This window comes from Ruegeria sp. YTSC003 (assembly GCF_059609785.1).
On record NZ_JBXWMK010000001.1, the window covers coordinates 377,741 to 402,312 of the forward strand.

The following is a 24,572-nucleotide window of genomic DNA, read 5'->3' on the forward strand; positions in this document are numbered from 1 at the left end:
CCTCAGCCTCCTGATACTCGGAAGGTCTCGGGTTCGAGATCGACGCCAGCGGCTGTGAGCATGTCATAGCATTTCGGGCGAATCCCAGTGGGAACAAACTTACCAAGCACCTCGCCGCTTTCCGCGCGGCCTTTCTTCTGGAACACGAAGATGTCTTGCATGGTGATGATCTCACCTTCCATCCCGGTTATTTCCGAAATGCTGGTGACGCGGCGCGACCCATCCGCCAACCGCGACAGATGCACAATAAAGTGTAGCCCCGACGCGATCTGGGATCGAATGGCTGCGGCGGGAAATTCGATACCCGTCATCGTGACCATCTGCTCCAGACGGCCCAATGAATCGCGCGCCGAGTTTGCATGTACAGTCGTCATCGAGCCATCATGACCCGTATTCATGGCTTGAAGCATGTCGAAGGTCTCCGCTCCGCGAACCTCACCGACAATGATCCTGTCGGGGCGCATACGCAGCGCGTTTCGCACCAGATCACGCTGAATTACCTGGCCGTCGCCGGACGGGGATGGCGGGCGTGTTTCCAGTCGCACAACATGCTCCTGCTGGAGTTGCAGTTCGGCTGCGTCTTCAATGGTGACGACACGCTCGCCATGGTTGATATACGAAGACAGGGCGTTCAACATCGTTGTCTTACCCGACCCCGTCCCGCCTGCAATCAGGACATTCAGGCGCGCAAATACCAGCGATTGCAAGAACCGTGCGGCGGCATCGTTCAGAGCGCCATTTGCAACCAGCTTTTTCATTGTCAGTTTCGACTGGGCGAATTTTCGAATTGAAACACTGGGGCCGTCAATCGAACACGGGCGGATGATTGCGTTTACACGGCTGCCATCTTCCAGCCGGGCATCCACCCAAGGCTGGCGCTCATCCACGCGTCGGCCGATCTTGCTGACGATCTTGTCGATAACACGCAACAGGTGCTTTTCATCCCGGAACCGCACCGGCACGCGTTCCAGCAGGCCAGAGCGTTCGACATAGACCGTCTGATAACCGTTAACCAGAATGTCATTGATAGTTGGATCAGCCAGCAATGGCTCCAACGGGCCAAGCCCCAGAATTTCGTCCAGAAGTTCTTCGACGATGCGGTTGAAGTCTTCGGTATTCAGTGGCTTGCCCGCTTGGGATAAAGCGCTGCCGACAACCCCGGCGACTTCGCGCCGCAGCACGTCTTTTTCAACCTTTTCGATCACTGCAAGGTTCAAGCGTTCCAGCAAAGCCTCGTGCAAAGTGCTTTTGAGCTCAAGCCAATCTGCCAGTTCTGTATCTTCGGCGGCAGTGTCTGGCTGAATGTCCTGGGCCTGCGGTTCGGCACGTTGATTCAGCTGGATAACTTCGGCCTCATTGGTTCGCCCGGCGCGCGTAAACTTTTCAAACATCCCTTAGACTCCAATTAGGCTGCGTTGTTTCTCAGGTCGGCTTTTCCGACCATCGTTTCATTTATGATTTTTCGACCCACCGAGCGGATCGCCTTGGACAGGGCACAACTGCCTGAGGCCTGCGACAGCAACTGACCCCGATCCAGCGCCTGCTTTGCGTGTCGCGCGTCGCTGGGAAGCCAGAACCGCAATTCGCGTTCCAGCACCTTTTGGGCTTCAACATGTTGGCTTGACCGGAATGTCGGTTTCGTTTCTTGGCTGATGACGATCTCAACCGGAGGTTCGAGCCGCTCTTTTGTGAAGAATTCGATCAAACGGCAGGACTGGCGCACTGAAGAAACCGAGCTGTCGCCCACCATGAGCATCCGGTCCGACGCGGTAACAACCGCACCCAGCCAATCGACCAGTACGCGTGGAAGATCAATGACGACAAAGTCGAATTCCAGACGCAGGTTCTCGATCAGCGCGCTGATCTGTTCGCGTGTCAGAACATCCAGAGGAATTAATTCTTCGGGAGCGCTCAGGACTTCCAAGCCGGATGCATGTTGCACCAGAGATTGTTGAAGGAACGTCCGGTCCGGCATGACCCCGTTCTGAGCCATTCTCAGAAGCCCCGAGGAAGGCTGCAAGTCCAAGGACGTTGCCACGGTGCCAAATTGCAAATCCAGATCGACGACAGCGACCTTGTTTTGTGTCTTTTTCCGAAAGATACCGGAATATCCCTGCAACTGGTCGGCCAGATTAATAGACAGCGTTGACGCACCGATGCCACCGCGGGCCGGACATACGCTGATGATCTGTCCCAATCGCTGCGGTTGCGGCGCATAAATGGTGGGCAACAAAGATTTGTCGACCGTCAGACGTTGGATCTGCTCAGCCAGTTCGTCCTGCCCGATGGGATAGGGCAAAATCTCATCGACACCCGAATTGTTCATCGCGCGCACCTCGGTCAATGAGATGTCACGGTCGCTAAGTGCCAGCAGGGTGCCGCGGGGACCGGCGTTACGACGAAGATCGCTGACAGTCTCCAGATCCAATTCACCTGAAAAGCTGAACACCAGCAGGTCATTTTCACTCATCAGATCACAGGCGCGGCCGTTTACCGAAGACAATGTTCCGGAGTGCGTCTCGAGCGAAAGATCGTCGAGCCGGTCGACGGCCTGGGCGACTGAATTCTTAATCGCCTCATTATCAGAGATAAGGGCTAATGATTTTTGAGTCATTTTGCAGCTCCCATGGTTAGAAATTCAACCGTTGACTCCGCTGGCGAGGTCTTCGCCAGGAAGGGTTGCGCTAAAGTCGGAAAATATCTTGAAGCCCGTTGTCGCGGTGGTCAGCGCATCGGTTTGCGGCGTGGAACCGCCCAAAACCAGCGCTGCGATCGAACCCAACGGAGAGACAAACCGGAACGGAAGCTCTTCGATTGTCACTGTGACCATCGGTACATAGGGGCCACCCAGGAAATTCATTTCCGGGTCGAAGTTGTAAGTGAACGTGATGTTGCTTTCGTCAAAAGTTGCGGTGGGATCGTTGGGAACGGCAAACTGAAGCATGTTCCAGATGTCGGTCACGGTGGTCTGGGCAGCTGCATTCGCGGGGGCCGCACCGGTGCATATGGTGGTGGCCGGTTCGACACAGACGCCAGCAGCGAAACTGCAATTGGTTCCGAACCGCGGGCCGGTGATATCGGTATAGGTGCCTCGGCTGTTGGTTGTCGGAACACCGCCACATGCGGGTGGCATCACTGCAGCCATCCGAGCGGCGACCTGTGCTGTTTTTTCAGCAGCCACATAGTGGAAGGCCAATCTGCCGAAATCTATCAAGCCCAGGAAAATCAAAAGGAACAACGGCAGGACAAAGGCAAGCTCAGTGACCGTCGACCCATCTTCCTGACGGCCAAGTCGCGACATTTCGCGGGTTATCTTTTGAATGCGGCGGATCATGGTCCAAACACCCGGCTGCGATCTGTGATCGTGGTTTGGATCTGCGCCGTTGCCGAGCCTCCAACCAATTGGAACACGGGCGTAAATGGCAGATTTGAAATTGTCAGTGACGCGGTCAGTACGGCAACCGGTGTGGGCGAAACGCGGTATTCACCTGCGTTGCCAACGCATTCGAGGGACAGAGAGTCTAGACCAACAGCAATGTCAGTGGTCGAAAGCGACGTCAGTGTATTTGATACAGCGGTTTGAAAATCGCCGATAGCAGCGCTTGGCGAGGCAGTGCACAGGTCCGACGGGGCGATCCGGCCAACATAACGGGCAGTGTCCCGAACCCCCGTGATCGCATTTTGATAGGACCAGAAAATCCGCCCCCCTTCGACGATCAGGGCAAATGTCACCAACAGGATCGGTAAAAGGATCGCGAATTCGACCAACGCCGCGCCGAACTGGTCATTGCGGAACCGGATGAGGGTCTTTCTGATATGACGGGATGCACCAAACATGATCATTACTCGTACAGCTGAACCAGATCGTGAACGATACCGCCGACTCCGGCGCCGCCAATGCCGTCCGAAACGGTCTGAATGACTTCACCGTAGATGACCGCGTTGGCACCGGTGCTGCCGGATTCAGAGGGGCGGATCAGAAACATCTCGATAAAACTGGTGACCGGAATGGTGCCCGATCCGCCGTTAAGCTCGTCCGCAAAAGTTGCGCAATCGATACCGGCGACGGTGATGACACGGCGCGTAGGATCTGCACGACCGGCTGAAGCGGGTTGGCACGAAGGCATGCTGCTTTCAGCTTTACCACCTGCGGTCAGGATAGCTTCCAGAGCGGCCTGGTTGGTGATTTCAGCATTGTAGATGTCGTAGCGGGTGCCACCAGTCGGGAACCATGGCGGAATACCGGTTGGGAGAGGGCCGCTGAAATCTGCGCCATAGTTGATGGTCAGATATTCGGTAAGACCAGCAGTGAATACGCCATTGCCAATACGAGGCGTCGGGCAAGTGCCACTGGCAAAACAATCGTCAAGCGGCAAACCAACGGTCGCGGCCGGATCAAGGGCACCGTTTGAATCATAGCTAGGCGACGGCTGGCTGGTACAGTTGTTTCCATTGCCCGAAGTGATCCAACCGTCCAAGACATGCGGAGAAGAGGCAAAATTGTCGACGTCGTAGCGCGAACCGTTACTGAACTGTTTGGCGCTGGATTCAAACCGGTCGAAGCGTGTGTTAAAGCCCGCGATCATGTTACCCACGCTCAGACCCGGTCTGGTTTCAACGCCTCTTTGGCTGAAGCACATGGAAACAGCGCGCGACGCGGCCAGAGCACAAGAATCTTCCTGACCGTTTGGTGCAGGTTCGCAGGCACCAGACGCGTCGATGGCCAGATTCTGATTAGAAGACAGAAAACCAAAGTTTCCGGGACCCCAATGGCCATTGCCGCCCTGACTTACCATCCTAATCAATTGGCCCTCGGTCAGATCGAGGCTAGGTTGCGGCAGGCAGATGAACATGGGGGTAATGTCGCAGGCCATCAGGGTGAACCCTGCCACAGCCTCGGCATTGACGCTGGAGAAGGGCTGCGCATTGCCCAACAAAGCCGCCGCTGCCGCTGCGAGCGGAGTACCAACCTCGTGCGTATCGACAGTCACCCGAACGAATGCAGCATTCGGTCCGCTGACCGGATCGGTCGAATCCAGCAGTTGCGCGGGTTGAGCTGGATCAGTCGCAGTGGTCGGCGGGTTTTCATAAAACCGCAACTGGTAATCCGTTGCGCCGGACAACAGCTGATCCTTGTTCCGAACGCCAAAGCTTTGACGGTCGCGGATCATTTTTGCAGCCGCATTTGTGGCGCGGGTGATTGAATCCGGACGACCATCAAGCTCCCCCGCAGCCGCAAGGGCAACATTGTCCGCAAAGCTCTGCAATTCCGACTGTGTGGTGGTCACCCGACCAATGTCGAATGCAAGGGCGGCCATACCGACCATGACCGACAGGGCCACCGCAACAAAGACCAGGATCGCGCCGTCTTCGGAGCTGCGGAATGGACGTATGAATTGAGCGAGGGACACGGTCAAAACCTTCATTGGTCGATTCAGTTGATGATGGATTCTGTCACTTCGGTGCCGCGGCGGACCCGAATAATCGTTTTGCGAACCGGTTCTTTGATGTCCCGCGCGACGGCTGGCTCATCAATCAGAAGATCGTTCAGTCGAGTCATGGTCAGCGTCTTGTCCTCGGTGTCATCAATGGACCGCAAGGTCAGGCTCAGCCGACCGGCACGTTGCGCCAGAGCAAGGCGCTGAACTTGATCCGGGGTAACGGCGACGGTGACCGTGCGAGCAACAACGGGTTGGTCGGTCTGTTCATCAGATTCCTGATCAACACCGATGACCCTGATATTTTGCAAAATGGTGACGGCGTGCATGTCTCTTTTTTCGCCAGTGGTCATCACCACATCGACCCGATCACCCGGGGTAACAAAACCCCCAACGGCGGTTTCAGCGTCAACCTCAATGGCCATGGCGCGATGATCTGCGCCCAGCGTCTGAACGATGGTGACCTTTTCACCAAAGTCGGAAACCTTGCTGTTCAGGATCAGTTCACCCTGAGTAATTGCGCGACGAGCGCGACGGGACGGCATGCTAGCCGCCGCAATCAGGTCGTCATAATCTGTAAAGACTCCCACGGGTACAGCACCGCGGGGCCAGTCAATGGTCGTCAGCGCGCCTGGCTCGATTTCTTCGCCAAACGAAATATCGCGCGACGCAACGACCACGCTCACCATCTCGCTCTCGGCCTCGACATTTGCGGACTGAGTATCGAATTGAATGTAATCCCGAGCGACGTAAACCGACCCTCCGGCTACGACCAGGCCCGTCAATGCTGTGAAAATGGCAGAGAGTCTCATCTGGTGCTCCTTCAGCTTTTTTTGGCGTTTATCGAATGAACCGATCTGAGTGGTTGCACTTTGCCAGCGGATCAAGAAAATATTCCGGGACGATAAGCACGCGGGGCTGAGCGCACCGCGTGCTTTGTCTTCCGTCAGGTCATTACATCAGGGTTTCAGCGTCTGTGAACTGACCGTTAACGTCGTTGCCCAACGCTGTCAGGGTAGCAACTGCAATCGCCGTGACGATTGTCAGGGCAACGCCATATTCCACGATGGTCGCGCCGTTTTCGTCACGTGCCATGGTCTTCATCATTACATAAAGCTTCAACATCTTACTCTCCTAGTTAACTCACTAGCTACTCATGGATGCCGCCCAAATTCGCGGCGTTCTAACCCCCTCCATACCGACGGAGCCTTCCACAAGCTTACGTCCCGCCATCAGGGCACCGCATCCTCCAAACCACGGAGAAATACACGCCAGGATTGTAAAATTTGGCAGCTTGGTCGATTCTTTGTCGCAAATTTGACTGATTCCTTACCGGAATCCGAATGGCCAGGTTCCTGATTCTTTCCCAACTGACAGGCCGCCAATTCCGGTGCCAAGCTGCTTTGCTGCACAAATGGACTGAAGGATTCACTTCATGAATCCAGAATGATAGCTGAGAGGTACGACCAGTTGGGCCCGGACGAAGCACAAAGCCGGGAAAAGCCTTCGTACAATACCGCATTGAAAGAACGAGGATCGCTCTCGATCTGGTTTGATCCTGAGATGTATTGGAAATCGCCAACTTCAGGCAAGCGCGGCCGTCACCAGAGTTTCAGCGACTCCGCAATCCAAGCGTGTCTGACCCTGAAGGTTTTGTCGAGATGACGATGAGGCAAACCACGGGCTTCGTAGGCGGTCTCCTGCGGCTGGGTGGCTTGGACAGTGCCGTGCCTGATTTCAGTACCCTGTGCCGCTGTAAAAAGAACGCTGAACGTGAGCCTTCCGTATCGTGGTGGGAAGCGGCCCGCTGCATCTGCTGATCGACATTACCGGCATCAAATCCGAGGACGAAGGAGAATAGAATGCCCGCAAGCATGGTAGCCCCAAGCGGTCCATTTGGCGTAGAATACGCATAGGCATCGACGAGGAAACGCTGGAAGTGTGCGTCGTTGAAGTTACCACAGGCAACGTCGGAGACCCGCCAATGCTGCCGAGTTGCTTGATCATATCCCTCCAGGTCACAACATTGGGGCAGTGACCGCAGACGAGGCATGCGACACGCGCAAATGCCACGACGCGCTTGCCGCCCGCAATGGCCACGCCATCATCCCGCCACGCAAGAACGCCAAGGCATGGAATCCCGCAATTGCCGGTGCCATTGCCCGAAATGAGACGATCAATGCATCTCGATACCTTGGCCGCGCTATCTGGCAACGGTGGAGCGAGTATCACCGCCTAAGCCGCGTTGAGAGAGAGGTGCACTGTAAGAAACTGATGGGCCAATCGCTGATGGCGCGAGACATTGATCGGCAGGTAGCGGAAATCCAATTCCGCGTCGCCGTCCTCAACCGTTACACCGCCCTTTGCATACCTGCCACAGAGCTCGTGGGATAAGTCCGCAGGATAAAGGGGGTCTGTCGACCTCAACCGATTTGTGCTACAAAGCCGTCTGCAATTGGTGTGCCCTTCCGACGGCTATTAAGTTGTGATACAAGCTTGTTTTTTCCATTGAAAGCTAGCGGAAGCATGCATTCGCGTACGTGGAGTAAGCGGTCGGAAAGTCCGCGGCGCGAACGTTCAGCGATAGTTTAATGTCTGTTCTGCTCCCCTTTTCGGAGCTCTATGAACGGTGCAGAAAAAGTCTGTTTACAGCCCTAAGTGCACAATTCGTCGTACCCCCCCTTAAAAGTTTCACGCGAACAAATCTGACTACCCCCACCGGTCCCTAGCTTTTAGCCCTAAGACTTTTGATGCCCCCCAAGGAGACCTTCATCGAGTTGGCGACGGTGCAGTACCAATGCTCTGTCCTTTGCTGAGAACGACTTCGCCAAAGCACCGAACATACCGATCTGCTTCTTCAGATTTTGGAAAACGTGCCGGCAAAGCAATAGAACCATCCTTTCTCAGCAATTGCGCCAACGCCTCAAAATTGAAGGCGGTCTTGGCAGCTACGAACGCTTCCCATTCACGAAGGGCAGATGCGTCACTTTCGTCGAACCAATGATATGCACCACGACCTGTCGCACTGAGCTTGATTTCTATGTTCTTTCCTATGTTCTTATTGTGCGCGACAATGTTGTCGCCTTTCCAGTACAGGTCTGTCGCCCTTTGGCGTATATCAATGTCAGGTTCAGTGTCGCGTTCGGCATCACGTGGCACGCTGATCTGAAATGTGCGACGAACACCGCGCCGACGAACACGCGTGATCCAACCGCACCCTTCGAGTTCCCGAAGATAACGCTGAATGCTGCGCTCATGAACGCCAAACGCGCTGGCGAGCGTTGTATTTCTGGCCCAGAAGCAACCATTCGCTTTTGACACAAACTGATCGCAGACGAACATTGCAAAGTGCTTGGTTCGTGGTGCCAGATAAGCTGAACTTTGAATTCGCCTCTTCCAATGGTAACGAAGTTTCGTAAATGGAGCCGTTCGAGCCATTAGCCCTCTCCCCCGACACCTTCGCTTCGCGAAGTCATCCACGCGTCGAGTTCAGAGCGCTTGTACCGGATGGATCGTAAACCGATCCGAATAAACCTCGGTCCCGCAACGCTACCGATACCCATGCGCAGTTTTGCGAGATAGCTTTGGCTTATTCCGGTGTATCGAGCAGCTTCTTGTGTTGTCAGATAGTGCGCCTGCATCGCCTTGCTCCTTTAAGTATGTCTAGGAACAAAAAAGGCGTAGGTGGCGCTTTCGTCATGGGTCGTCAGAAAGAAAGAACCCTTCTAACGACCCACATGTTTTTTCCAGCCTCTAAATGCCGACGTTGGAAGCTCTTCAATACCAAACACCTCGAACATATCGCACAGGAATCGATAGAACGGACCCGCTTCATTCATCGCTTTAGGAACTCGGATTGTGTCTGGGTGACGCTCACAAAGCCCGACACAAGCCGAGACTAAGCGCCAAGCTTCAATTGCCTTCTTCCCGGCCGGCTCGCCCTGAGCAGCAGCAGTTTCAGCATCTTTAATCAATTCAATATAGTAGCGAAGTCTTTTGAAGAACTCTACTTTGGCCATCATTGCCTTCCAATGTGGTGTTTCTTCAATTGCATCGTTAAACCAGACGTTACGAATATCAGCCACTTTGTTTTGATTGCGCAAACCACTCCTGTTAAATGCGCCGATGCGAAACGCATCACTGACGGGCGCAGGAAGCCGATCTAAGATTTCTCCTGCTTCGTTTAAGCGTGTTTTGAGCCTAGCGAGGTCTTCCAGCACCTCTTTAGATGACCAGAACACGTCTAGTTCATGAGCTTGGTCGAAATTTAGGTAATGGGCCACCCAGCTATAGCTTTCGTCATCAACGCGTTCGTACTTGTCAAAGTGCTTTCTCAGGAGGCGAATTAACTCCATATTGAATTCGCTGGGCCCACTATCAAACTCCTCTGGATCTGGCATATCCAATTCAGGTAAGTCGGAATCGACAGGCCAAATCCAATCCCGCTTAGACATTACAATCCACCGCGTTCCACCTTGTTCTGCGGGCCAATTCCCGACACACAGTATCCATCGCTGGTGTGAGGGCTTTCAGCGACGGCTTCACGTAGCGCTGACCGGTGATTGATAGCGGCGTGTGATTGAGAAGGCGTCCTACAATCTCTTCCAATATTCCAGCCTCCATGGCGACCGTCGCGAATGTCCGACGATGGGATTGAATGGACCATTGCATACGCTGGGGCCCCTTCAAATGGCCACTCGGTGACTTCGGAGAGGGGAAGACCCATTGGCGATGAAGGCCCCGTAAAGGAGCAAGTATCTCGTGATGCACTTGCGATATGGGGAGATCAAAACTGCGCCCGTTCTTGGTCATCGGCAAATGTATGTGATCTTCCTGCACGTTCTTCCATTCGAGCGTCAGTGCCTCAGTTTTGCGAAAGCCTGTGAACAAGAGTAATTTGTAGAATACCCTATGGATCGGGTTGTAGAGCTCATCAACGGCCTCGCGCCATGCGTTCAAATCCTCAATTGTCGAGCCATTTGGTTGTTCCGCATACCACTCTATGGCCATCGTTGGGCTTTCCGGCAGATCATGTACCCGCCGCGCATGGTTCCAGACTGTCCGAAAGTACTTCAAAGTGTGATTTGCGGAGGACGGTGTCGCGGCCATTGACCCATGGCGCTGAACCACCATGGATTTTGTGATCTCATCCAGCGGCAGGCGTAGCCAATCTTTCAAATGAAGCTCGAACTGCTGTCGCAACCCGGACCGGTGGGCCTCAGACCGAAGCTTTGGACGTGCCAGATAAGTCTCCATAGCTGTCTCAAGAGTGGGAGCTCCAATCTGCAGCTGCCTGCCTGCTCCCCTGCCCCAGTCCAACGCAAAACCCAATGCAGTTTGTCGTGCGACGTCCGCAGAGATCAGTGGGCACCGCCCGATCAAAACCCGCCGGGTTTGCCCTCCAACATCTTTCTGGAAGTACCAGGTTTTGGACTGCTTGCCGACGAACAGAACGAGCCCTTTGACCTCGTTATCCCAGTGCTTGGCAGTGCCCTTTTTTGTCTGTGGAACCTTGCGGGCGAAGGTCTCTGTGAGTTTTGGCATTTTGTCAGTTTTTTGTCGGAAATGAATTAAAACTCAGGGAAACTCAAGGAAGGAGCAGAAATCAAATAAATACATATTATGAATAGTTTGGCAGCTGCAGGAATGCCTGGGAAACATATAACATCTGCTTGGAAGGCTGAGGTAATAGCCAGTATACGACGCCCGCTCAGCGCTAGTCGATTTAAGCGATGCGTCAGATGTCGTCAAGCGCAGTTCGAAGCCCGATTTCAAATTCGTCGACAAAAATTGACAGGCGATAGTCTGCATCCAGAAGACAGTCGTTCTGGCAGTTAAAGACAAACTCAAGACTGCGGGGGCAGCCATTCGCAACGGCTGAAATCGGCAGATATCCGGATCACCGAACCGTATTCAAAGACCGTTGGCGGGGCCAATCCGATCAGCTGAGCCGGATAAGAAGTGGCCGCCGCCAATGCGTCCTGCAACGGCACGCCGACTTGCTTGACCAGCACGCCTACGGCGGTGGTCAGGTCCAGGTCTGCGCCAGCCAGCGTTCCGTCCGCCAGTGTCAACCTGCCGTCGGTTCGCGTGATTTTGCGGCCTTCAAGGGTGAATTCCGTTTGATCAGTACCCGCCACAGCCATCGCATCGCTGACCAGAAAGATTTGACCTGGCGCAGTTTTCGCAGCCCAGGCTGCGCGCATCGCGGCGGGGTGCACATGGACACCGTCGGCAATTAGCCCTGCAGACAGCGTTCCGCTGGCCAGCGCTGCGCCGACGAGGCCGGGTTCACGATTGCCCAACTGGCTCATCGCATTGAACAGATGGGTTACGCAACGCGCACCGGCGGCGGTATAGCTCTGGCAGGTCGCAAAATTTGCATCGCTGTGCCCGAGCGAGACAAGGATGCCAGCGTCGCTCATGGCGCGGACCTGCTGCTCGGAAACACCCTCCGGCGCGACAGTTACCTTGAGGCAAGGAAGTGCATTAGCCGCTTCTATCAGCGTGTCCAGATCCGATCGTTCCATCGGCCGTATCAAATTACCGTCGTGCGCCCCTTTCCGCGCGACCGACAAATGCGGTCCTTCCAAATGCAATCCGGTAACGCCCGGCACCTGTGCACGTACCGCGTCGATCGTCGCATCTATTGCCGCACGGGTTTTGGCGGGTTCGTCGGTGATCAGCGTAGGCAGTAGCGAAACCACACCCAATCGGCGATGGGCACCGGCAATTCTGCGGATCGTTTCGACCGACGGATCATCGTTGAACATAACACCATCACCGCCATTGACCTGCAGATCCACGTAACCGGGGCTGAGTATGTCGCCGTTCAGATCGACAACGTCCTTTTCCCGGGCGACCTCGGCGTCGGGCAAAACTTCCCCCGAACGCCCCTCGCGAAAAACAAGCGCGTGGTCGTGTAACAACCGGCTGCCGTCAAAGATTGGCCCGTTTCGAAAGATCACCTTGCGCTCTGTCATACCGTCTCGGTCACTTTCTTAAGGTGCCGCGGTGCGTCCGGGTCGATTCCCCGCGCACTGGCGACGGCCTCTACCATGCTGTAAAAAGACGTAATCGCCGTTATCGGGTCCGTGATCCAATGATCCGTTCGAACCACAGATAGCGCCTGCGCGCGTGATACTTTGTTGGTCGTTGCAAAGACCGCAGCCCCTTTTTCCGCCAAGGCATCAGCCGCATCGGCAGTCGCCTGTTCGGCTGCATCATTGGCCGCGAAGCAAATCACAGGAAATCCTTCTTCGACAATCGAAACCGGACCATGCAGCACTTCGGCCGCTGAATAGCTTTCGGCGTGAATTTGGCAGGTCTCTTTGATCTTCAATGCAGCTTCGTCAGAGATCGCACAAGAAGGACCGCGGCCAAGTGTAAACAACGAGCGCCCGGTGATTGTTTCGGCTGCAGCCGACCAATCACAATGTGCCGCCCGCGCCAGATATTCGGGCAAGGATTGGATCGCCCCGATCAATTCAGCATCCTCTTTGACCTCGGCCAGCAGCCATAGACCGGACACCAACGAAGTCACAAATGTCTTGGTTGCTGCGACGCTCAGTTCCGGTCCCGCGTGCAGTGGCAGAACCGCATCCGCCACTTCGGCCAGGCGCGATTCCGAGTTGTTGGTCACCGCAATTGTCAGTGCGCCAGAGTTTCGCAAAGACCCTGTGAGGCCAACGATATCCGGGCTTTGGCCGGATTGTGAGATGGACAGGCAGACAGATCCTTTTGCGCTAAGGTCCACCCCGTAAATTGAACTGACGGAGGGCCCTACTGAGGCAACCGGCAACCCCAAAAGCAGTTCGCTGGCGTATTTCAAATAGCTGCAGGCATGGTCGGATGATCCTCGCGCGACCGAGATCAAAAACCGCGGATCCGTATCCCTTACACTTTGCGCAGCTGCTCGGATATTGTCTGCCCCCGTGCTGAGCAATCTGTCGACGGCATCAGGGATTTCCAGGATTTCCTGACGCATTTTCGAGTTCTTTTCGGACATTTGATCCCGGTCCTTCCGGCTATAGGCGCAATTCAGCGACAAAGTCATAAGCGTCGCCGCGATAGAGCGACCGCGTCATCTCTGCGACCCGCCCGTTTTTCAAAAATGAGATACGCTCGATGTTCAGCCCCGCCGCACCTTCGGGCACCTCCAGCAGGTCTGCCTCTCGCGCACCAAGATTGAGAGCTGATATCTTTTGCACCGCGCGCACCGGGCGGCGCCCCAGACCTTCAAGAACTTCGTACAGAGACGTGGTGACTTCGATTGGGTTCGGCAGGATATCCAACGGCAGCGCAGCACGTTCCAGCGCCAACGGACGCCCGTCCGCCTCGCGCAAGCGGTAAATACGAGATATCTGCTCACCCTCTGACAGATTCAGCGCAGTGACCTCTTCCGGGGTTGGCGCAAATACTCCGCGCTCCAACCACTTTGAGGTCGTCTCCATTCCTCGGCTCGACATATCTTCGGTGAACGAGGTCAGGTGTTTCAGCGATTGTTCAACCCTTTGAACACGTTCCCGAATGAAGGACCCAGACCCTTGGCGCTGCTCGATCACACCTTCCTGCACCAGCTCCTGAATCGCCTTGCGCACGGTCACGCGGGATAGTTCTGTGATTTCAACCAGTTCCCGCTCCGATGGCAGCGATGAGTTCGGCGCAAGGACGCCCGTATCGATCCCCTCTTGCAACCTGCGCCGCAATTGCACGTAGCGGGGGCCATTTTCAGGGGTCAGCCAAAGATCAGAGCGCAGGAATTCAGCAATACTCATGCGAGACCTCCTTCGCCAAAGCCAACGCCCCGGTCAACGGCTCGCCCGATGGAGGGCGTATCTCTGACTGCAAGGCAGCAGGCAGATAGTCCGCATAATGCGGAGAGATGCCGCCGGTCAGGCAGATCGCGACTTCTGGCTGCCATCCGAGACGTGCCGCCAAATCGGCAATGTAAGTAGCACCGGCCTGCATAATTTTTTTGGCGACCTCGTCTCCGGACACTGCTGCAGTGGTAACCATCGGGGCCAACGCGCCGAACTCTGTCGGCGTCGCCCGTCCGGCAAACTCGACTATTCCGGCGGCACCGCGAAGTTCGTTCAGCAACTGCTGTGTCAGATCGCTAGAGGCCTGAACGCCATCCACGGAATTCAATGCTTCTGCCAATGCAAAACGACCAACCCATTGCGCGGACGCTTCATCCCCCAATATCGGCCCCCAGCCCCCTGCAAACCGCATCACCCGATCCTTCTGCGAAGCAACAAACGACCCCGTACCACAATGCGCGATCAGTCCATCCTGAGACCCAAGCGCACCGCGAAGCGCGGCGGGTCGGTCATCTGAAACGCGCGCCCGCGTTAGGCCCAGCGCGCTCTGCACGCGACTGGCAATATGGTCATCTGTGACGCCAGCCAATCCGACAAAGGCGGGCAACTGGGTCAGGTCCTGAACATCTACAGCAAGCGTTTGCGCAATCTGCGTAATCCCCGATTTCATCTGCTGGACGGACGCATCGAAATCTGTCGAGACATTGGCAGCCCCGGTCTCAACAGAATGGACAATACCAGCGACTTCACATGCAACCCTGCATCGGGTTCCGCCACCATCTATGGCCAGTACAGCGTTGCTCAGAGACTCAGTCATGACAATACCATTATAATACCTATTTGAATTTAGGAAGGCCAAAATAGGCCGATTTCTGCAGCTTTTCTTTGTTTAATACAGAATACGTTGATTTCCGCTGAAAAAATAAATTTATGGACAAGTGGTATTGAATAGGTATTGTATTGGGAACCGCAAAGGGGGATTCTTTTGACGCTGCCGCCGACCGAACAACTGCATCCAGACGCCATCAAGCTGGACCCACAAGACCCTGTCGCTTCTGCTCGGGCGCTGGTTGAGGGTCAGATTGAAGCCGCGACCTCGGCACGGGGCGCATTGGACGCGATCGCGCGGGGCGGCAACGCCATGGCGCAGACCATCCGCGCGGGCGGCGTTTTACACTATGTGGCGGCTGGCTCATCTGGGTTGATGGCTGCTGCCGACGCGCAAGAGCTGGGCGGCACCTTTTCAATCCCCGCGAACCAGCTCCGTATACATATGGCAGGCGGCCTGCCGACCGGTGTCGAAATGCCCGGAGGCGCAGAAGACGAAGCCGACGGATTAGCAGACGCGCTTTCGACATTGCAACCGACGGATACAATCATCGCAGTGTCCGCAAGCGGATCGACGCCATACACCCTGACCGCCAGCAATATCGCACAGTCATTTGGCGCAACCGTTATCGGAATTGCCAATAACGCAGACAGCCCTTTGCTGGAAAGCGCAGATATCCCAATTCTTTTGGCGACGCCGCCGGAATTGATCTCGGGTTCGACGCGTATGGGTGCCGGAACAGCTCAAAAAATCGCTCTGAACATGCTGTCGTCACTTATGGCACTGCAACTTGGCCATGTTCACGGCGGCATGATGGTCAACCTGCGCGCCGACAACGACAAGTTGCGCGCGCGGGCGACGGGGATCGTCGCGCGGATCGCCAATGTTGATACGGAAAAAGCAAAACTCGCGCTGGACGCCGCGAACGGAGACGTGAAGCCGGCGGTGCTAATCGCTGCACGTGGCATATCACCCAAGGATGCCTCTGCTGTTCTTAACGCAAGCAACGGGGTTCTGAAATCCGCACTGGAACAAGATAAATAACTGCTAACCAACTGGGAGAACACGAATGAAACGCAATAGCCTGAAACTGGCCTTACTGGGCACGACCCTGATGGCTTCAAGCGCCTATGCCGAGGACGTCACGCTGATCATCGAAAGCTGGCGCAATGACGACCTGACCTTGTGGCAGAAGCAGATCATCCCGGCCTTCGAAGCCAAACACCCTGGGATCAAACTGCAGTTCACCCCGTCAGCTCCGGCGGAATACAACGCTGTGCTGAACTCGAAACTGGATGCAGGTTCGGCCGGTGATCTTATCACGTGCCGTCCGTTTGATGCGTCGCTGGCACTTTATGAGGCCGGGCACCTGACCGATCTGTCCTCGGTCGACGCTATGAGCAACTTCTCGGACGTGGCAAAATCGGCATGGCAGACGGATGACGGCTCGGCCAGTTTCTGCGTTCCGATGGCGTCGGTGATCCACGGCTTCATCTACAACAAAGATGCATTTGCCGAGCTTGGCATTGAAGTGCCGACCACCGAAGACCAGTTCTTTGCTGCCCTCGACAAGATCAAGGAAGACGGCACTTACATCCCAATGGCGATGGGCACCAACGATCAGTGGGAAGCCGCCACAATGGGCTACAACAACATCGGCCCGAACTATTGGAAAGGTGAAGAAGGTCGCCAGGCTCTGATCGCTGGCGAACAGAAACTGACGGACGAAGCCTGGACCGCCCCCTACGCAACGTTGGCACGTTGGGGACAGTATCTTGGTGACGGGTACGAGGCGCAGACCTATCCCGACAGCCAGAACATCTTCACTCTGGGGCGGGCCGCTATCTACCCTGCCGGATCGTGGGAAATCGCTGGCTTCAACACACAAGCCGACTTTGAAATGGGCGCATTCAAGCCGCCAGTCCAAAGCGCAGGCGACACCTGCTATATCTCTGACCACACAGATATCGGCATCGGCATGAACGCCGCCACCGAACATCCCGAAGCGGCCGAAACATTTCTAGCGTGGGTCGCAAGCCCCGAGTTTGCCGAAATCTTTGGCAACGCCGTTCCGGGCTTCTTCCCGCTGTCCAACACACCAGTCGAACTGCAGGACCCGCTGGCCAAGGAGTTCGTCGGTTGGCGTGATGAGTGTGAATCGACCATCCGTTCGACATACCAGATCCTGTCGCGCGGCACGCCGAACTTAGAGAACGAGACCTGGGGCGCGTCGGTTGCTGCAATCAAAGGCGCAAACAGCCCTGAGGAATTGGGCGCAGACCTGCAAAAAGGCCTGTCCTCCTGGTACGCTCCGCACCAGTAAGCGCTGATCTGACACATACCCGGGCGGCGGTGATCGCCCGGGTATCCCCGACACCCCATTGAAAGCAGTCCCATGAACCGCCCCCGCTTCCGCTGGCATATCCTTGTGTTTCTTGCACCGGCCGTTCTTGTCTACACGGCAGTCATGATCTTCCCGCTGTTCAACACATTGCGACTGGCGCTTTACTCCGAAGTCGATCAGAGCCGCGTCTTCGTTGGATTGCAGAACTTTCAAACCCTGTTCTTTGATCCGATCTGGTCGGAACAGTTTTGGAATGCGTTAGGCAACAACTTCTGGTTCTTCCTGATCCACATGCTGGTTCAAAACCCAATTGGGATTGCTCTGGCCGCCCTGCTCAGCCACCCGCGCCTGCGGTTTGCGGCCTTGTATCGGTCGGCGATCTTCATTCCCACCATCCTGAGCTTTGTGATTGTCGGGTTTGCCTGGAAGCTGATCCTCTCGCCGATCTGGGGCATTGCGCCGTCTATGCTGGATGCCGTCGGGCTCAAGTCGCTGTTCGCCCCGTGGCTGGGAAAAGAGGAATATGCACTGACCACACTGGCGCTGATTTCGGTCTGGCAGTTTGTCGGCATCCCGATGATGTTGATCTACGCCGCCTTGTTGACCATTCCGGAAGAAATCCTTGAGGCTGGAGAGATCGACGGGATCACCGGAACTGCGGCCTTCTGGAAGATCAAACTGCCGCTGATCCTGCCCTCGATCGGGATCATCTCGATCTTGACCTTCGTGGGGAATTTCAACGCTTTCGATCTGATCTACGCGTCACAAGGCGCGCTGGCGGGGCCGGATTTCTCGACCGATATTCTTGGTACCTTCATGTACCGCACATTCTTTGGCTTCCAGCTGCAACTGGGTGACCCGCATATGGGTTCGGCTATCGCCGGGGCGATGTTCGCCATCATCCTTGTGGGTGTCTGTATCTACCTGTTCGGCATCCAGACCCGGATGCGCCGGTATCAATTGTGAGGGCCACGCGATGAACAAAGCACGTCATAACCCCCTCAACATGGTCGCGATGCACGGCGCGCTGATCCTGTACACACTGATCGCGCTGTTTCCGGTCTTTGTGATTCTGATTAACAGCTTCAAATCCCGCCGCGCGATCTTTCGTGAACCACTGGCCCTGCCCAATGCGGACAGCTTCTCGATGATCGGCTATGAGACGGTGATGAAGCAGGGGGATTTCTTCCTCTATTTCCAGAACTCGATGATTGTCACCGTGGCATCTCTGTCCTTTATCTTGTTGTTCGGCGCGATGGCCGCCTATGCGTTGTCGGAATACCAGTTCAAGGGCAACCTGATCATGGGGCTGTATCTGGCGCTGGGGATCATGATCCCAATCCGCATCGGCACCGTGGCAATCCTTGAGATGATGGTGGCGACCGGGCTGGTAAACTCGCTCTGGGCGCTGATCCTAGTATATACGGCTCAAGGGTTACCACTGGCCGTATTCATCCTGTCCGAATTCATGCGACAAGTCAGCGATGACCTGAAGAATGCCGGGCGCATCGACGGTTTGTCCGAATACACGATATTCTTCCGCCTTGTTCTGCCTCTGGTCCGGCCCGCGATGGCGACCGTGGCCGTGTTCAACATGATCCCGATCTGGAACGACCTTTGGTTCCCGTTGATCCTGGCCCCAGCCGAAGAAACCAAGACCCTGACGCTGGGAAGCCAAGTGTTCATCGGCCAGTTCGTGACCGATTGGAACGCAGTTCTGTCGGCCCTGTCGATGGCTATTCTGCCGGTGCTTGTCCTGTACGTAATCTTCTCGCGACAGCTGATCCGCGGCATCACATCCGGAGCAGTCAAATGACCCGCGTTCTGGTTGCAGGTCTCGGCAATATGGGTTTGAGCCACGCGCTGGCGCACCATCACCGCCCCGACGCGCAGATCGTTGGTTTGGTGAACCGGTCTGGCCGTGTGGATCACCCACATCTCACCGATTATCCGGCCTATTCCGATTTCGACACCGCGCTGGCTGAAACGAAACCCGATCTGGTCGTGGTCGCCACCTACTCTGATAGCCACGCGGATTTCGCCTGCGCGGCTATGGAGGCTGGCGCACATGTGTTTGTTGAAAAACCGCTGGCCACTAATGTCGCCGACGCCCGGCGTGTGATCGAAACAGCAACCCGGCTGAATCGTAAGTTGGTGGTTGGATATATCCTGCGCCATCACCCCTCTTGGATGCGGCTGATCGATGAGGCGCGCAATCTTGGCGGGCCCTATGTGTTCCGGTTGAACCTGAACCAGCAGTCGTCGGGCGCGGAATGGGAAACGCATAAGGCATTGATGCAGACCACTTCGCCCATTGTCGATTGCGGCGTGCACTATGTCGACGTGATGTGCCAGATCACCGACGCGCTGCCCGTCCGGGTGCATGGTATGGGCCTGCGCCTGTCGGATGAAATTGCACCGGACATGTACAATTACGGCCAGTTTCAGGTGGTCTTCGACGACGGTTCGGTCGGCTGGTACGAGGCTGGATGGGGCCCGATGATGTCGGAAACCGCGTTCTTTGTGAAAGATATCGTGTCGCCCAACGGGTCGGTCTCGATCACCGACGGAAACAAGGGTGCGTCTGCCGACATCGACGGCCATACCAAAGTCGGCGGCTTGCTGGTCCATACACCGCAAGGCGACCACACGATCGAGATGCCGGACGAACCCGGCCATCAAGACCTTTGTGATGCTGAGCAGGCTTATATGCTGCGCGCCATCGCCGAAGATATCGACCTGACCCGTCATATGAATGACGCCGTCCAATCGCTCGCCATTTGTCTGGCTGCGGATCAAAGTATCCGAACCGGCCAGCCCGTTTCCCTTGAGGAGCCCGCATCATGACCGCCCTGACGCTGAACAATGTGAACAAGTCCTTTGGCAACGTGCATGTCCTGAAAGACATCACCCTGGAGGTCGAAGAAGGCGAATTCGTCGTCTTTGTCGGACCGTCGGGCTGTGGCAAGTCCACCTTGCTGCGCGTGATTGCAGGGCTAGAGGATGCATCGTCAGGTGAGATCAACATTGGCGGGCAGCAAGTCAATCTGGTGCCACCATCCAAGCGTGGGATCGCGATGGTTTTCCAAAGCTATGCGCTCTACCCTCACCTCAGCGTTCGGGGCAATATGACCCTTGCGCTGAAGCAGGAAAAGCAGCCCAAATCGGAAATCGAAGGCCGTGTCGCCAAAGCCAGCCGGATGCTGAACCTTGAACCCTATTTGGACCGTTACCCGTCCGAGCTGTCAGGTGGCCAGCGCCAGCGCGTCGCCATCGGGCGCGCCATTGTGCGTGAACCTAAACTGTTCCTGTTTGATGAGCCGCTGTCCAATCTGGACGCCGCCCTGCGAATGAACACTCGGATCGAGATCGCCAATCTGCACCGTGCTTTGGATGCATCGATGATCTACGTCACCCATGACCAGACCGAAGCCATGACGTTGGCCGACAAGATCGTTGTTTTGCGCGATGGTCGGGTCGAGCAGATCGGTAGCCCGATGGAACTGTACAACAACCCCGCAAATCAATTCGTCGCCGGGTTCCTGGGCTCACCTTCCATGAACTTCCTGCCTGAAGCGTTAGTTCAAGAAAGCGGTCAGAACACGATCGGAATTCGCCCCGAGGACCTGTTCCTGTCAGATGACGGCCCGCTTGCCGCGCGTGTCAGCCATGTGGAAAAGTTGGGCGGGGACACCAATGTGATAGCCAAAGTTCAGGACCACGACGTCACAGCCCGTTTGTTTGGCCAACATGCCATCGCAGAAGGTCAAGAATTGCGATTCGGATATGCATCCGAGAAAGCTTATCGCTTTGATGAAGCAGGGCAGCGGCTGGCTTAAACCGGCATACTGTTGGGATCACACAACCTGATCGTCACAACAACATTTTACCAAGATAACAAGCGCGGCTGGCAGAAAGCTTTGGTATGCTTTCGCCAGCCGATTGCTTTTTCTTGAGGGCCAAATGAAGTCATTAATAATGTTGTTAAGAACATGTCACAAAGTCGCCCTACATGCCTTTCATCGACTACTCTAAGACAGCCAGGAGCCATTCATGAAAGACGTTGATACCACCACCCTGTCCGCCGACGATTGGGACGAGCTGCATTTCCCCCGCCCCGAGGAAAACGATTTTGATCACGTCGTCGAAAACGCCATCTCGCGCCGTGGGTTTCTGGCTGGCGTAGTGGCCTTTGGCTCGGGTGCCGCCGCAATGGGCACGGGCCTGCTGGGCTCAACTGCCGCACACGCTGTTACGGCCTCGCGCTTTGCCTTCACGCCGATCGCTGCCCAGACTGACGGCACCGTTCACGTGCCGGAAGGCTATGAGTGGAAGGTTATGACCCGCTGGGGCGACCCGCTGTTTTCCGATGCCGACGGCTATGACATCACCGATGGTGGCCCGATTGAGAAATCGGATCGCATCTTCGGCGAAAACACCGACGGGATGGAGACCTTCTCGTTCCAGGGTCACGAGCTGATCGCGATCAACCACGAATATCCGAACCGCAAGATCAACATGCCCGCCGCTCAGGAAGGTGTTCCGGCCAGCGCCGAGGACGTTTTGAAACTGCAGAACATTCAGGGCGTGACCGTAATGGAAATCACCGAAAGCCCCGATGGCTGGTCAGTTGTCAAAGACAGCCCATTCAACCGCCGTATCCACCACAATACGCCAATGAAGATCGTAGGCCCCGCCGCTGGTCACGACCTGCTGAAAACTGAAGCTGATCCGACCGGAACTACGTCGCTAGGTACGATGAACAACTGTGGTGCGGGTAAAACTCCGTGGGGTACCTACCTGACCTGCGAAGAAAACTTTAACGGCTACTTTGGGTCCAGCGATGAAAACGCCAGCTACGACCAGACGGTCACGGACGGCTTCAAACGCTATGGCATCAAGGCCGAAAGCTGGAACGGGTACGAACTGTTCGATCCGCGTTTCGATACATCAAAAAACCCGAACGAGCCGCACCGTGCGGGCTGGATCGTTGAAATCGACCCAACCAACCCGGACAGCACGCCGGTCAAGCACACCGGTCTGGGCCGTTTCAAGCACGAGAATGCCGAGGTCACTCTGGCCGCAGATGGTCGTGTTGTTGTCTACATGGGCGACGATGAGCGGGGCGAGTACCTGTACAAGTTTGTGTCGAACGGCACCTACCAACCGGGAGGTGAAACCGAGGGCCTGCTGAACGTCGGCACGCTCTACGTCGCCAAGTTCAACGACGACATGAAGGGCGAATGGCTGGCTCTGACACCGGAAACCACCGGGATGGACGAAGCCGATATCGCAGTCTTTACCCGTATGGCCGCGTCCAAGGCCGGCGGCACGACCATGGACCGCCCTGAATGGGTCGCATCCAGCCCTGTTGCGGTAGAAGCGTATTGCTGTCTGACCAACAACAAGAACCGCGGCGTGAAGGCTAACGCCGGTGGAGATGACACCTCGGTCAACGCCCCCAACCCGCGCGAGGCCAACAAGTACGGTCAGATCGTGCGCTGGCGCCCCGCAAATGACGACCACGCCGCCGAAGGGTTCGATTGGGACCTGTACGTCATGGCGGGCAATCCGACGGTTCACTCGGACGATCGCGCCGGTTCGGCAAACGTGAATGAAGGGAACCTGTTCAACTCGCCCGATGGCATGGTGATAGACTCGACCGGGTTGATCTGGATCCAGACGGACGGCAATGACGACAATGAAGGAGACTTCGCAGGCAACGGCAACAACCAGATGCTGGTTGGGGACCCGATCACCGGCGAGATCGCGCGTTTCATGACCGGCCCGAACGGCTGTGAGGTCACCGGTCTGGCCTGGTCCAGCGATCTGCGCACCATGTTCGTTGGCATTCAGCACCCCGGTAGCAACTGGCCGGACGGCGGCACGCCACGGTCGTCGGTTATCGCGATCAAGCGCACCGATAACGGTCTGGTCGGCTAAAATCTTAATAATCAAAACGCCCCCGACCCTGCGGCTCGGGGGCGTTTTTTTCAGATATCCTCACCCGGCAGGGCCAGCGGTCCTGCCGGAGCCATGAGATGACGTTCCGATAGCCAAGGGTTCAGTTCCAATGCCTGAGACAACGCCTCGCGGGCTTCATCAACGCGTTGAAGCCCCAACAAAGTCAACGCACGGCCACTGATCGCGGCAACATGGTTGGGTGACAACTCGATTGCCCTGTCCAAGTCGGGCAGCGCGGATTGAAAATCCTGACGCAGGTAGTGGGCGAATGCGCGTTGGTTGTACCCTTCGGCGTAGGACGGGCAATACGCAACCAACTTGTCAAAGTCTTCAATCGCGCCCAGCAGGTCCCACGCATTTCGGCGTGTCATGCCACGATCCAGAACAGCCTGCGCGCTTTCGTCCGGGGCATCGGTCCAGAACTCCCATAACTGACCGGACAGTGCACGAGCGGACTGTTCGGTTTCAGCGCTCTGTATCTGTTCCAGAACCGCCGATACATCCGCGGAATGGTCTGGCGCGACAGGGCAGTCCTGAGCATTGGCCGCAAAAACGGTCGCAGCATAGAAAATTGAGGCGTAAGCAAAGCGTTTCATGCGCCAATGGTGACGCGTGCAACGTGTTCGTCAACCCTTCGCATCCAAGGCCCCAGACATCCCGGTCTCTTTCACAGCCTCCATCGCAACAAAGGTTGAGGTGCTGGCGACATGCGGCAATGATGAGATCTTTTCGGCCAAAACCGCGCGGTATTCCGACATAGATCCGGTGCGAATTTTCAGAAGATAGTCAAAATTCGACGCAATCATATGGGCTTGTTCGATCTCAGGCACTTTACGAACGGCCGCGTTGAAATCGGCTAAAGCTCTCTCGCGCGTGTCAGTCAATCGGACTTCGACAAAGGCTACGTGGTCCAAACCAAGGCGAATGGGGTCCAGCAAGGCACGGTACCCGGTAATGATGCCATCAGCCTCAAGTCTCTTCACACGTGCTTGAGTTGGGGATTTCGAAAGCCCGATACGCCGCGCGAGATCGGCGATGGGGATCCGGCCGTCCTCGGCCAGAATCGCCAGAATTGATCTGTCGAACCTATCCAGCCCCGGAAAGTCTTTTTGCATCGCTCAAACCCCTGAAATCAGGCCAATCGCCTAGCCGTAGATAAAACTAAGGCAATCGTC

The 24,572-nt window shown here is 56.0% G+C and carries 24 protein-coding genes and 1 pseudogene; 8 read left to right on the top strand and 17 right to left on the bottom strand.

Annotated elements, in window-relative coordinates; translation table 11 throughout:
- Positions 1-2: 2 nt before the first annotated feature.
- The 7 genes from AC2FFH_RS01875 to AC2FFH_RS01905 all read right to left on the bottom strand — a co-directional run bounded on the left by AC2FFH_RS01875 (position 3) and on the right by AC2FFH_RS01905 (position 6,563).
- Positions 3-1,391, bottom strand: a complete 1,389-nt coding sequence (locus AC2FFH_RS01875; protein WP_496738143.1) for a TadA family conjugal transfer-associated ATPase — start codon at positions 1,389-1,391, stop codon at positions 3-5.
- A gap of 14 nt (positions 1,392-1,405) precedes the next feature.
- Positions 1,406-2,614 (bottom strand): CpaE/TadZ family protein, encoded by a 1,209-nt coding sequence (locus AC2FFH_RS01880; RefSeq protein ID WP_496724153.1) that lies wholly within the window; start codon positions 2,612-2,614, stop codon positions 1,406-1,408.
- 24 nt (positions 2,615-2,638) lie between these two features.
- Positions 2,639-3,334 carry a TadE/TadG family type IV pilus assembly protein gene (locus AC2FFH_RS01885; RefSeq protein WP_496724152.1) on the bottom strand — a complete coding sequence of 232 codons (696 nt, stop codon included), beginning with the start codon at positions 3,332-3,334 and terminating at the stop codon, positions 2,639-2,641.
- On the bottom strand, positions 3,331-3,837 hold the full coding sequence (locus AC2FFH_RS01890; RefSeq protein WP_496768977.1) for a TadE/TadG family type IV pilus assembly protein: 507 nt from the start codon (positions 3,835-3,837) through the stop codon (positions 3,331-3,333). Before AC2FFH_RS01890 ends, AC2FFH_RS01885 begins: the two co-directional genes overlap by 4 nt.
- Positions 3,838-3,842: 5 nt before the next feature.
- Complete coding sequence (locus AC2FFH_RS01895) at positions 3,843-5,426, bottom strand: pilus assembly protein TadG-related protein (protein ID WP_496843605.1); 1,584 nt, start codon at positions 5,424-5,426, stop codon at positions 3,843-3,845.
- A gap of 8 nt (positions 5,427-5,434) precedes the next feature.
- Entirely contained in the window at positions 5,435-6,250 is an 816-nt protein-coding gene (gene cpaB / locus AC2FFH_RS01900) for a Flp pilus assembly protein CpaB (protein ID WP_170558864.1), read from the bottom strand.
- 142 nt (positions 6,251-6,392) lie between these two features.
- Positions 6,393-6,563 (bottom strand): Flp family type IVb pilin, encoded by a 171-nt coding sequence (locus AC2FFH_RS01905; RefSeq protein WP_170558866.1) that lies wholly within the window; start codon positions 6,561-6,563, stop codon positions 6,393-6,395.
- Between the two features lie 328 nt (positions 6,564-6,891).
- On the opposite strand from AC2FFH_RS01905, the pseudogene AC2FFH_RS01910 reads away from it, so the two are divergent.
- Positions 6,892-7,832 (top strand): annotated as a pseudogene (locus tag AC2FFH_RS01910) (IS5 family transposase).
- A 375-nt stretch (positions 7,833-8,207) separates the two neighbouring features.
- Here the strand turns inward: AC2FFH_RS01910 and AC2FFH_RS01915 are convergent.
- The 8 genes from AC2FFH_RS01915 to AC2FFH_RS01950 all read right to left on the bottom strand — a co-directional run bounded on the left by AC2FFH_RS01915 (position 8,208) and on the right by AC2FFH_RS01950 (position 15,077).
- Complete coding sequence (locus AC2FFH_RS01915) at positions 8,208-8,876, bottom strand: helix-turn-helix domain-containing protein (RefSeq protein ID WP_496768981.1); 669 nt, start codon at positions 8,874-8,876, stop codon at positions 8,208-8,210.
- On the bottom strand, positions 8,876-9,079 hold the full coding sequence (locus AC2FFH_RS01920; protein ID WP_496768983.1) for a helix-turn-helix transcriptional regulator: 204 nt from the start codon (positions 9,077-9,079) through the stop codon (positions 8,876-8,878). Before AC2FFH_RS01920 ends, AC2FFH_RS01915 begins: the two co-directional genes overlap by 1 nt.
- An 84-nt stretch (positions 9,080-9,163) precedes the next feature.
- Entirely contained in the window at positions 9,164-9,892 is a 729-nt protein-coding gene (locus tag AC2FFH_RS01925) for a hypothetical protein (protein ID WP_496768986.1), read from the bottom strand.
- A complete protein-coding gene (locus tag AC2FFH_RS01930) occupies positions 9,885-10,982 on the bottom strand; it encodes a tyrosine-type recombinase/integrase (protein WP_496768989.1) in 1,098 nt (365 codons plus the stop codon). Before AC2FFH_RS01930 ends, AC2FFH_RS01925 begins: the two co-directional genes overlap by 8 nt.
- A gap of 302 nt (positions 10,983-11,284) precedes the next feature.
- The gene (nagA, locus tag AC2FFH_RS01935; RefSeq protein ID WP_496843606.1) at positions 11,285-12,421 is read right to left on the bottom strand and encodes an N-acetylglucosamine-6-phosphate deacetylase; all 1,137 of its coding nucleotides are present in this window, start codon (positions 12,419-12,421) and stop codon (positions 11,285-11,287) included.
- The gene (locus AC2FFH_RS01940) at positions 12,418-13,446 is read right to left on the bottom strand and encodes an SIS domain-containing protein (RefSeq protein ID WP_496843607.1); all 1,029 of its coding nucleotides are present in this window, start codon (positions 13,444-13,446) and stop codon (positions 12,418-12,420) included. Before AC2FFH_RS01940 ends, nagA begins: the two co-directional genes overlap by 4 nt.
- A 19-nt stretch (positions 13,447-13,465) precedes the next feature.
- Positions 13,466-14,215 carry a GntR family transcriptional regulator gene (locus AC2FFH_RS01945; protein WP_496843608.1) on the bottom strand — a complete coding sequence of 250 codons (750 nt, stop codon included), beginning with the start codon at positions 14,213-14,215 and terminating at the stop codon, positions 13,466-13,468.
- The gene (locus AC2FFH_RS01950; RefSeq protein ID WP_496724130.1) at positions 14,202-15,077 is read right to left on the bottom strand and encodes a glucosamine kinase nucleotide-binding domain-containing protein; all 876 of its coding nucleotides are present in this window, start codon (positions 15,075-15,077) and stop codon (positions 14,202-14,204) included. The genes AC2FFH_RS01945 and AC2FFH_RS01950 overlap by 14 nt, the downstream gene beginning before the upstream one ends.
- Before the next feature lie 168 nt (positions 15,078-15,245).
- Here AC2FFH_RS01950 and AC2FFH_RS01955 point away from each other — a divergent pair, with 168 nt between their 5' ends.
- The 7 genes from AC2FFH_RS01955 to AC2FFH_RS01985 all read left to right on the top strand — a co-directional run bounded on the left by AC2FFH_RS01955 (position 15,246) and on the right by AC2FFH_RS01985 (position 23,376).
- Complete coding sequence (locus AC2FFH_RS01955; protein ID WP_496733988.1) at positions 15,246-16,133, top strand: N-acetylmuramic acid 6-phosphate etherase; 888 nt, start codon at positions 15,246-15,248, stop codon at positions 16,131-16,133.
- 25 nt (positions 16,134-16,158) lie between these two features.
- Complete coding sequence (locus AC2FFH_RS01960; RefSeq protein ID WP_496843609.1) at positions 16,159-17,412, top strand: ABC transporter substrate-binding protein; 1,254 nt, start codon at positions 16,159-16,161, stop codon at positions 17,410-17,412.
- A 72-nt stretch (positions 17,413-17,484) separates the two neighbouring features.
- On the top strand, positions 17,485-18,399 hold the full coding sequence (locus tag AC2FFH_RS01965; protein WP_496768996.1) for a carbohydrate ABC transporter permease: 915 nt from the start codon (positions 17,485-17,487) through the stop codon (positions 18,397-18,399).
- A gap of 10 nt (positions 18,400-18,409) precedes the next feature.
- Positions 18,410-19,249: a carbohydrate ABC transporter permease gene (locus tag AC2FFH_RS01970; RefSeq protein WP_058275926.1), complete on the top strand. Its 840-nt coding sequence runs from the start codon at positions 18,410-18,412 to the stop codon at positions 19,247-19,249.
- Positions 19,246-20,280 (top strand): Gfo/Idh/MocA family protein, encoded by a 1,035-nt coding sequence (locus AC2FFH_RS01975; protein WP_496843610.1) that lies wholly within the window; start codon positions 19,246-19,248, stop codon positions 20,278-20,280. The genes AC2FFH_RS01970 and AC2FFH_RS01975 overlap by 4 nt, the downstream gene beginning before the upstream one ends.
- Complete coding sequence (locus AC2FFH_RS01980; RefSeq protein WP_058275591.1) at positions 20,277-21,272, top strand: ABC transporter ATP-binding protein; 996 nt, start codon at positions 20,277-20,279, stop codon at positions 21,270-21,272. Before AC2FFH_RS01975 ends, AC2FFH_RS01980 begins: the two co-directional genes overlap by 4 nt.
- Positions 21,273-21,486: 214 nt before the next feature.
- Positions 21,487-23,376, top strand: coding sequence for a PhoX family protein (locus AC2FFH_RS01985; RefSeq protein ID WP_496843611.1), 1,890 nt, complete (start codon positions 21,487-21,489; stop codon positions 23,374-23,376).
- A 50-nt stretch (positions 23,377-23,426) separates the two neighbouring features.
- Here AC2FFH_RS01985 and AC2FFH_RS01990 read toward each other — a convergent pair whose 3' ends face one another.
- Positions 23,427-23,993 carry a tetratricopeptide repeat protein gene (locus AC2FFH_RS01990; RefSeq protein WP_496843612.1) on the bottom strand — a complete coding sequence of 189 codons (567 nt, stop codon included), beginning with the start codon at positions 23,991-23,993 and terminating at the stop codon, positions 23,427-23,429.
- Positions 23,994-24,023: 30 nt separating this feature from the next.
- Complete coding sequence (locus AC2FFH_RS01995) at positions 24,024-24,512, bottom strand: Lrp/AsnC family transcriptional regulator (protein WP_496843613.1); 489 nt, start codon at positions 24,510-24,512, stop codon at positions 24,024-24,026.
- Positions 24,513-24,572 lie beyond the last annotated feature (60 nt).

Coding starts and splice junctions, on each gene's coding strand:
- AC2FFH_RS01940 (WP_496843607.1), bottom strand. CDS start 13,446: ATGTCCGAAAAGAACTCGAAAATGCGTCAGGAAATCCTGGAAATCCCT.
- AC2FFH_RS01985 (WP_496843611.1), top strand. CDS start 21,487: ATGAAAGACGTTGATACCACCACCCTGTCCGCCGACGATTGGGACGAG.
- AC2FFH_RS01905 (WP_170558866.1), bottom strand. CDS start 6,563: ATGTTGAAGCTTTATGTAATGATGAAGACCATGGCACGTGACGAAAAC.
- nagA (WP_496843606.1), bottom strand. CDS start 12,421: ATGACAGAGCGCAAGGTGATCTTTCGAAACGGGCCAATCTTTGACGGC.
- AC2FFH_RS01970 (WP_058275926.1), top strand. CDS start 18,410: ATGAACAAAGCACGTCATAACCCCCTCAACATGGTCGCGATGCACGGC.
- AC2FFH_RS01880 (WP_496724153.1), bottom strand. CDS start 2,614: ATGACTCAAAAATCATTAGCCCTTATCTCTGATAATGAGGCGATTAAG.
- cpaB (WP_170558864.1), bottom strand. CDS start 6,250: ATGAGACTCTCTGCCATTTTCACAGCATTGACGGGCCTGGTCGTAGCC.
- AC2FFH_RS01930 (WP_496768989.1), bottom strand. CDS start 10,982: ATGCCAAAACTCACAGAGACCTTCGCCCGCAAGGTTCCACAGACAAAA.
- AC2FFH_RS01995 (WP_496843613.1), bottom strand. CDS start 24,512: ATGCAAAAAGACTTTCCGGGGCTGGATAGGTTCGACAGATCAATTCTG.
- AC2FFH_RS01920 (WP_496768983.1), bottom strand. CDS start 9,079: ATGCAGGCGCACTATCTGACAACACAAGAAGCTGCTCGATACACCGGA.
- AC2FFH_RS01950 (WP_496724130.1), bottom strand. CDS start 15,077: ATGACTGAGTCTCTGAGCAACGCTGTACTGGCCATAGATGGTGGCGGA.
- AC2FFH_RS01885 (WP_496724152.1), bottom strand. CDS start 3,334: ATGATCCGCCGCATTCAAAAGATAACCCGCGAAATGTCGCGACTTGGC.
- AC2FFH_RS01945 (WP_496843608.1), bottom strand. CDS start 14,215: ATGAGTATTGCTGAATTCCTGCGCTCTGATCTTTGGCTGACCCCTGAA.
- AC2FFH_RS01895 (WP_496843605.1), bottom strand. CDS start 5,426: ATGAAGGTTTTGACCGTGTCCCTCGCTCAATTCATACGTCCATTCCGC.
- AC2FFH_RS01965 (WP_496768996.1), top strand. CDS start 17,485: ATGAACCGCCCCCGCTTCCGCTGGCATATCCTTGTGTTTCTTGCACCG.
- AC2FFH_RS01980 (WP_058275591.1), top strand. CDS start 20,277: ATGACCGCCCTGACGCTGAACAATGTGAACAAGTCCTTTGGCAACGTG.
- AC2FFH_RS01875 (WP_496738143.1), bottom strand. CDS start 1,391: ATGTTTGAAAAGTTTACGCGCGCCGGGCGAACCAATGAGGCCGAAGTT.
- AC2FFH_RS01915 (WP_496768981.1), bottom strand. CDS start 8,876: ATGGCTCGAACGGCTCCATTTACGAAACTTCGTTACCATTGGAAGAGG.
- AC2FFH_RS01960 (WP_496843609.1), top strand. CDS start 16,159: ATGAAACGCAATAGCCTGAAACTGGCCTTACTGGGCACGACCCTGATG.
- AC2FFH_RS01925 (WP_496768986.1), bottom strand. CDS start 9,892: ATGTCTAAGCGGGATTGGATTTGGCCTGTCGATTCCGACTTACCTGAA.
- AC2FFH_RS01975 (WP_496843610.1), top strand. CDS start 19,246: ATGACCCGCGTTCTGGTTGCAGGTCTCGGCAATATGGGTTTGAGCCAC.
- AC2FFH_RS01890 (WP_496768977.1), bottom strand. CDS start 3,837: ATGTTTGGTGCATCCCGTCATATCAGAAAGACCCTCATCCGGTTCCGC.
- AC2FFH_RS01990 (WP_496843612.1), bottom strand. CDS start 23,993: ATGAAACGCTTTGCTTACGCCTCAATTTTCTATGCTGCGACCGTTTTT.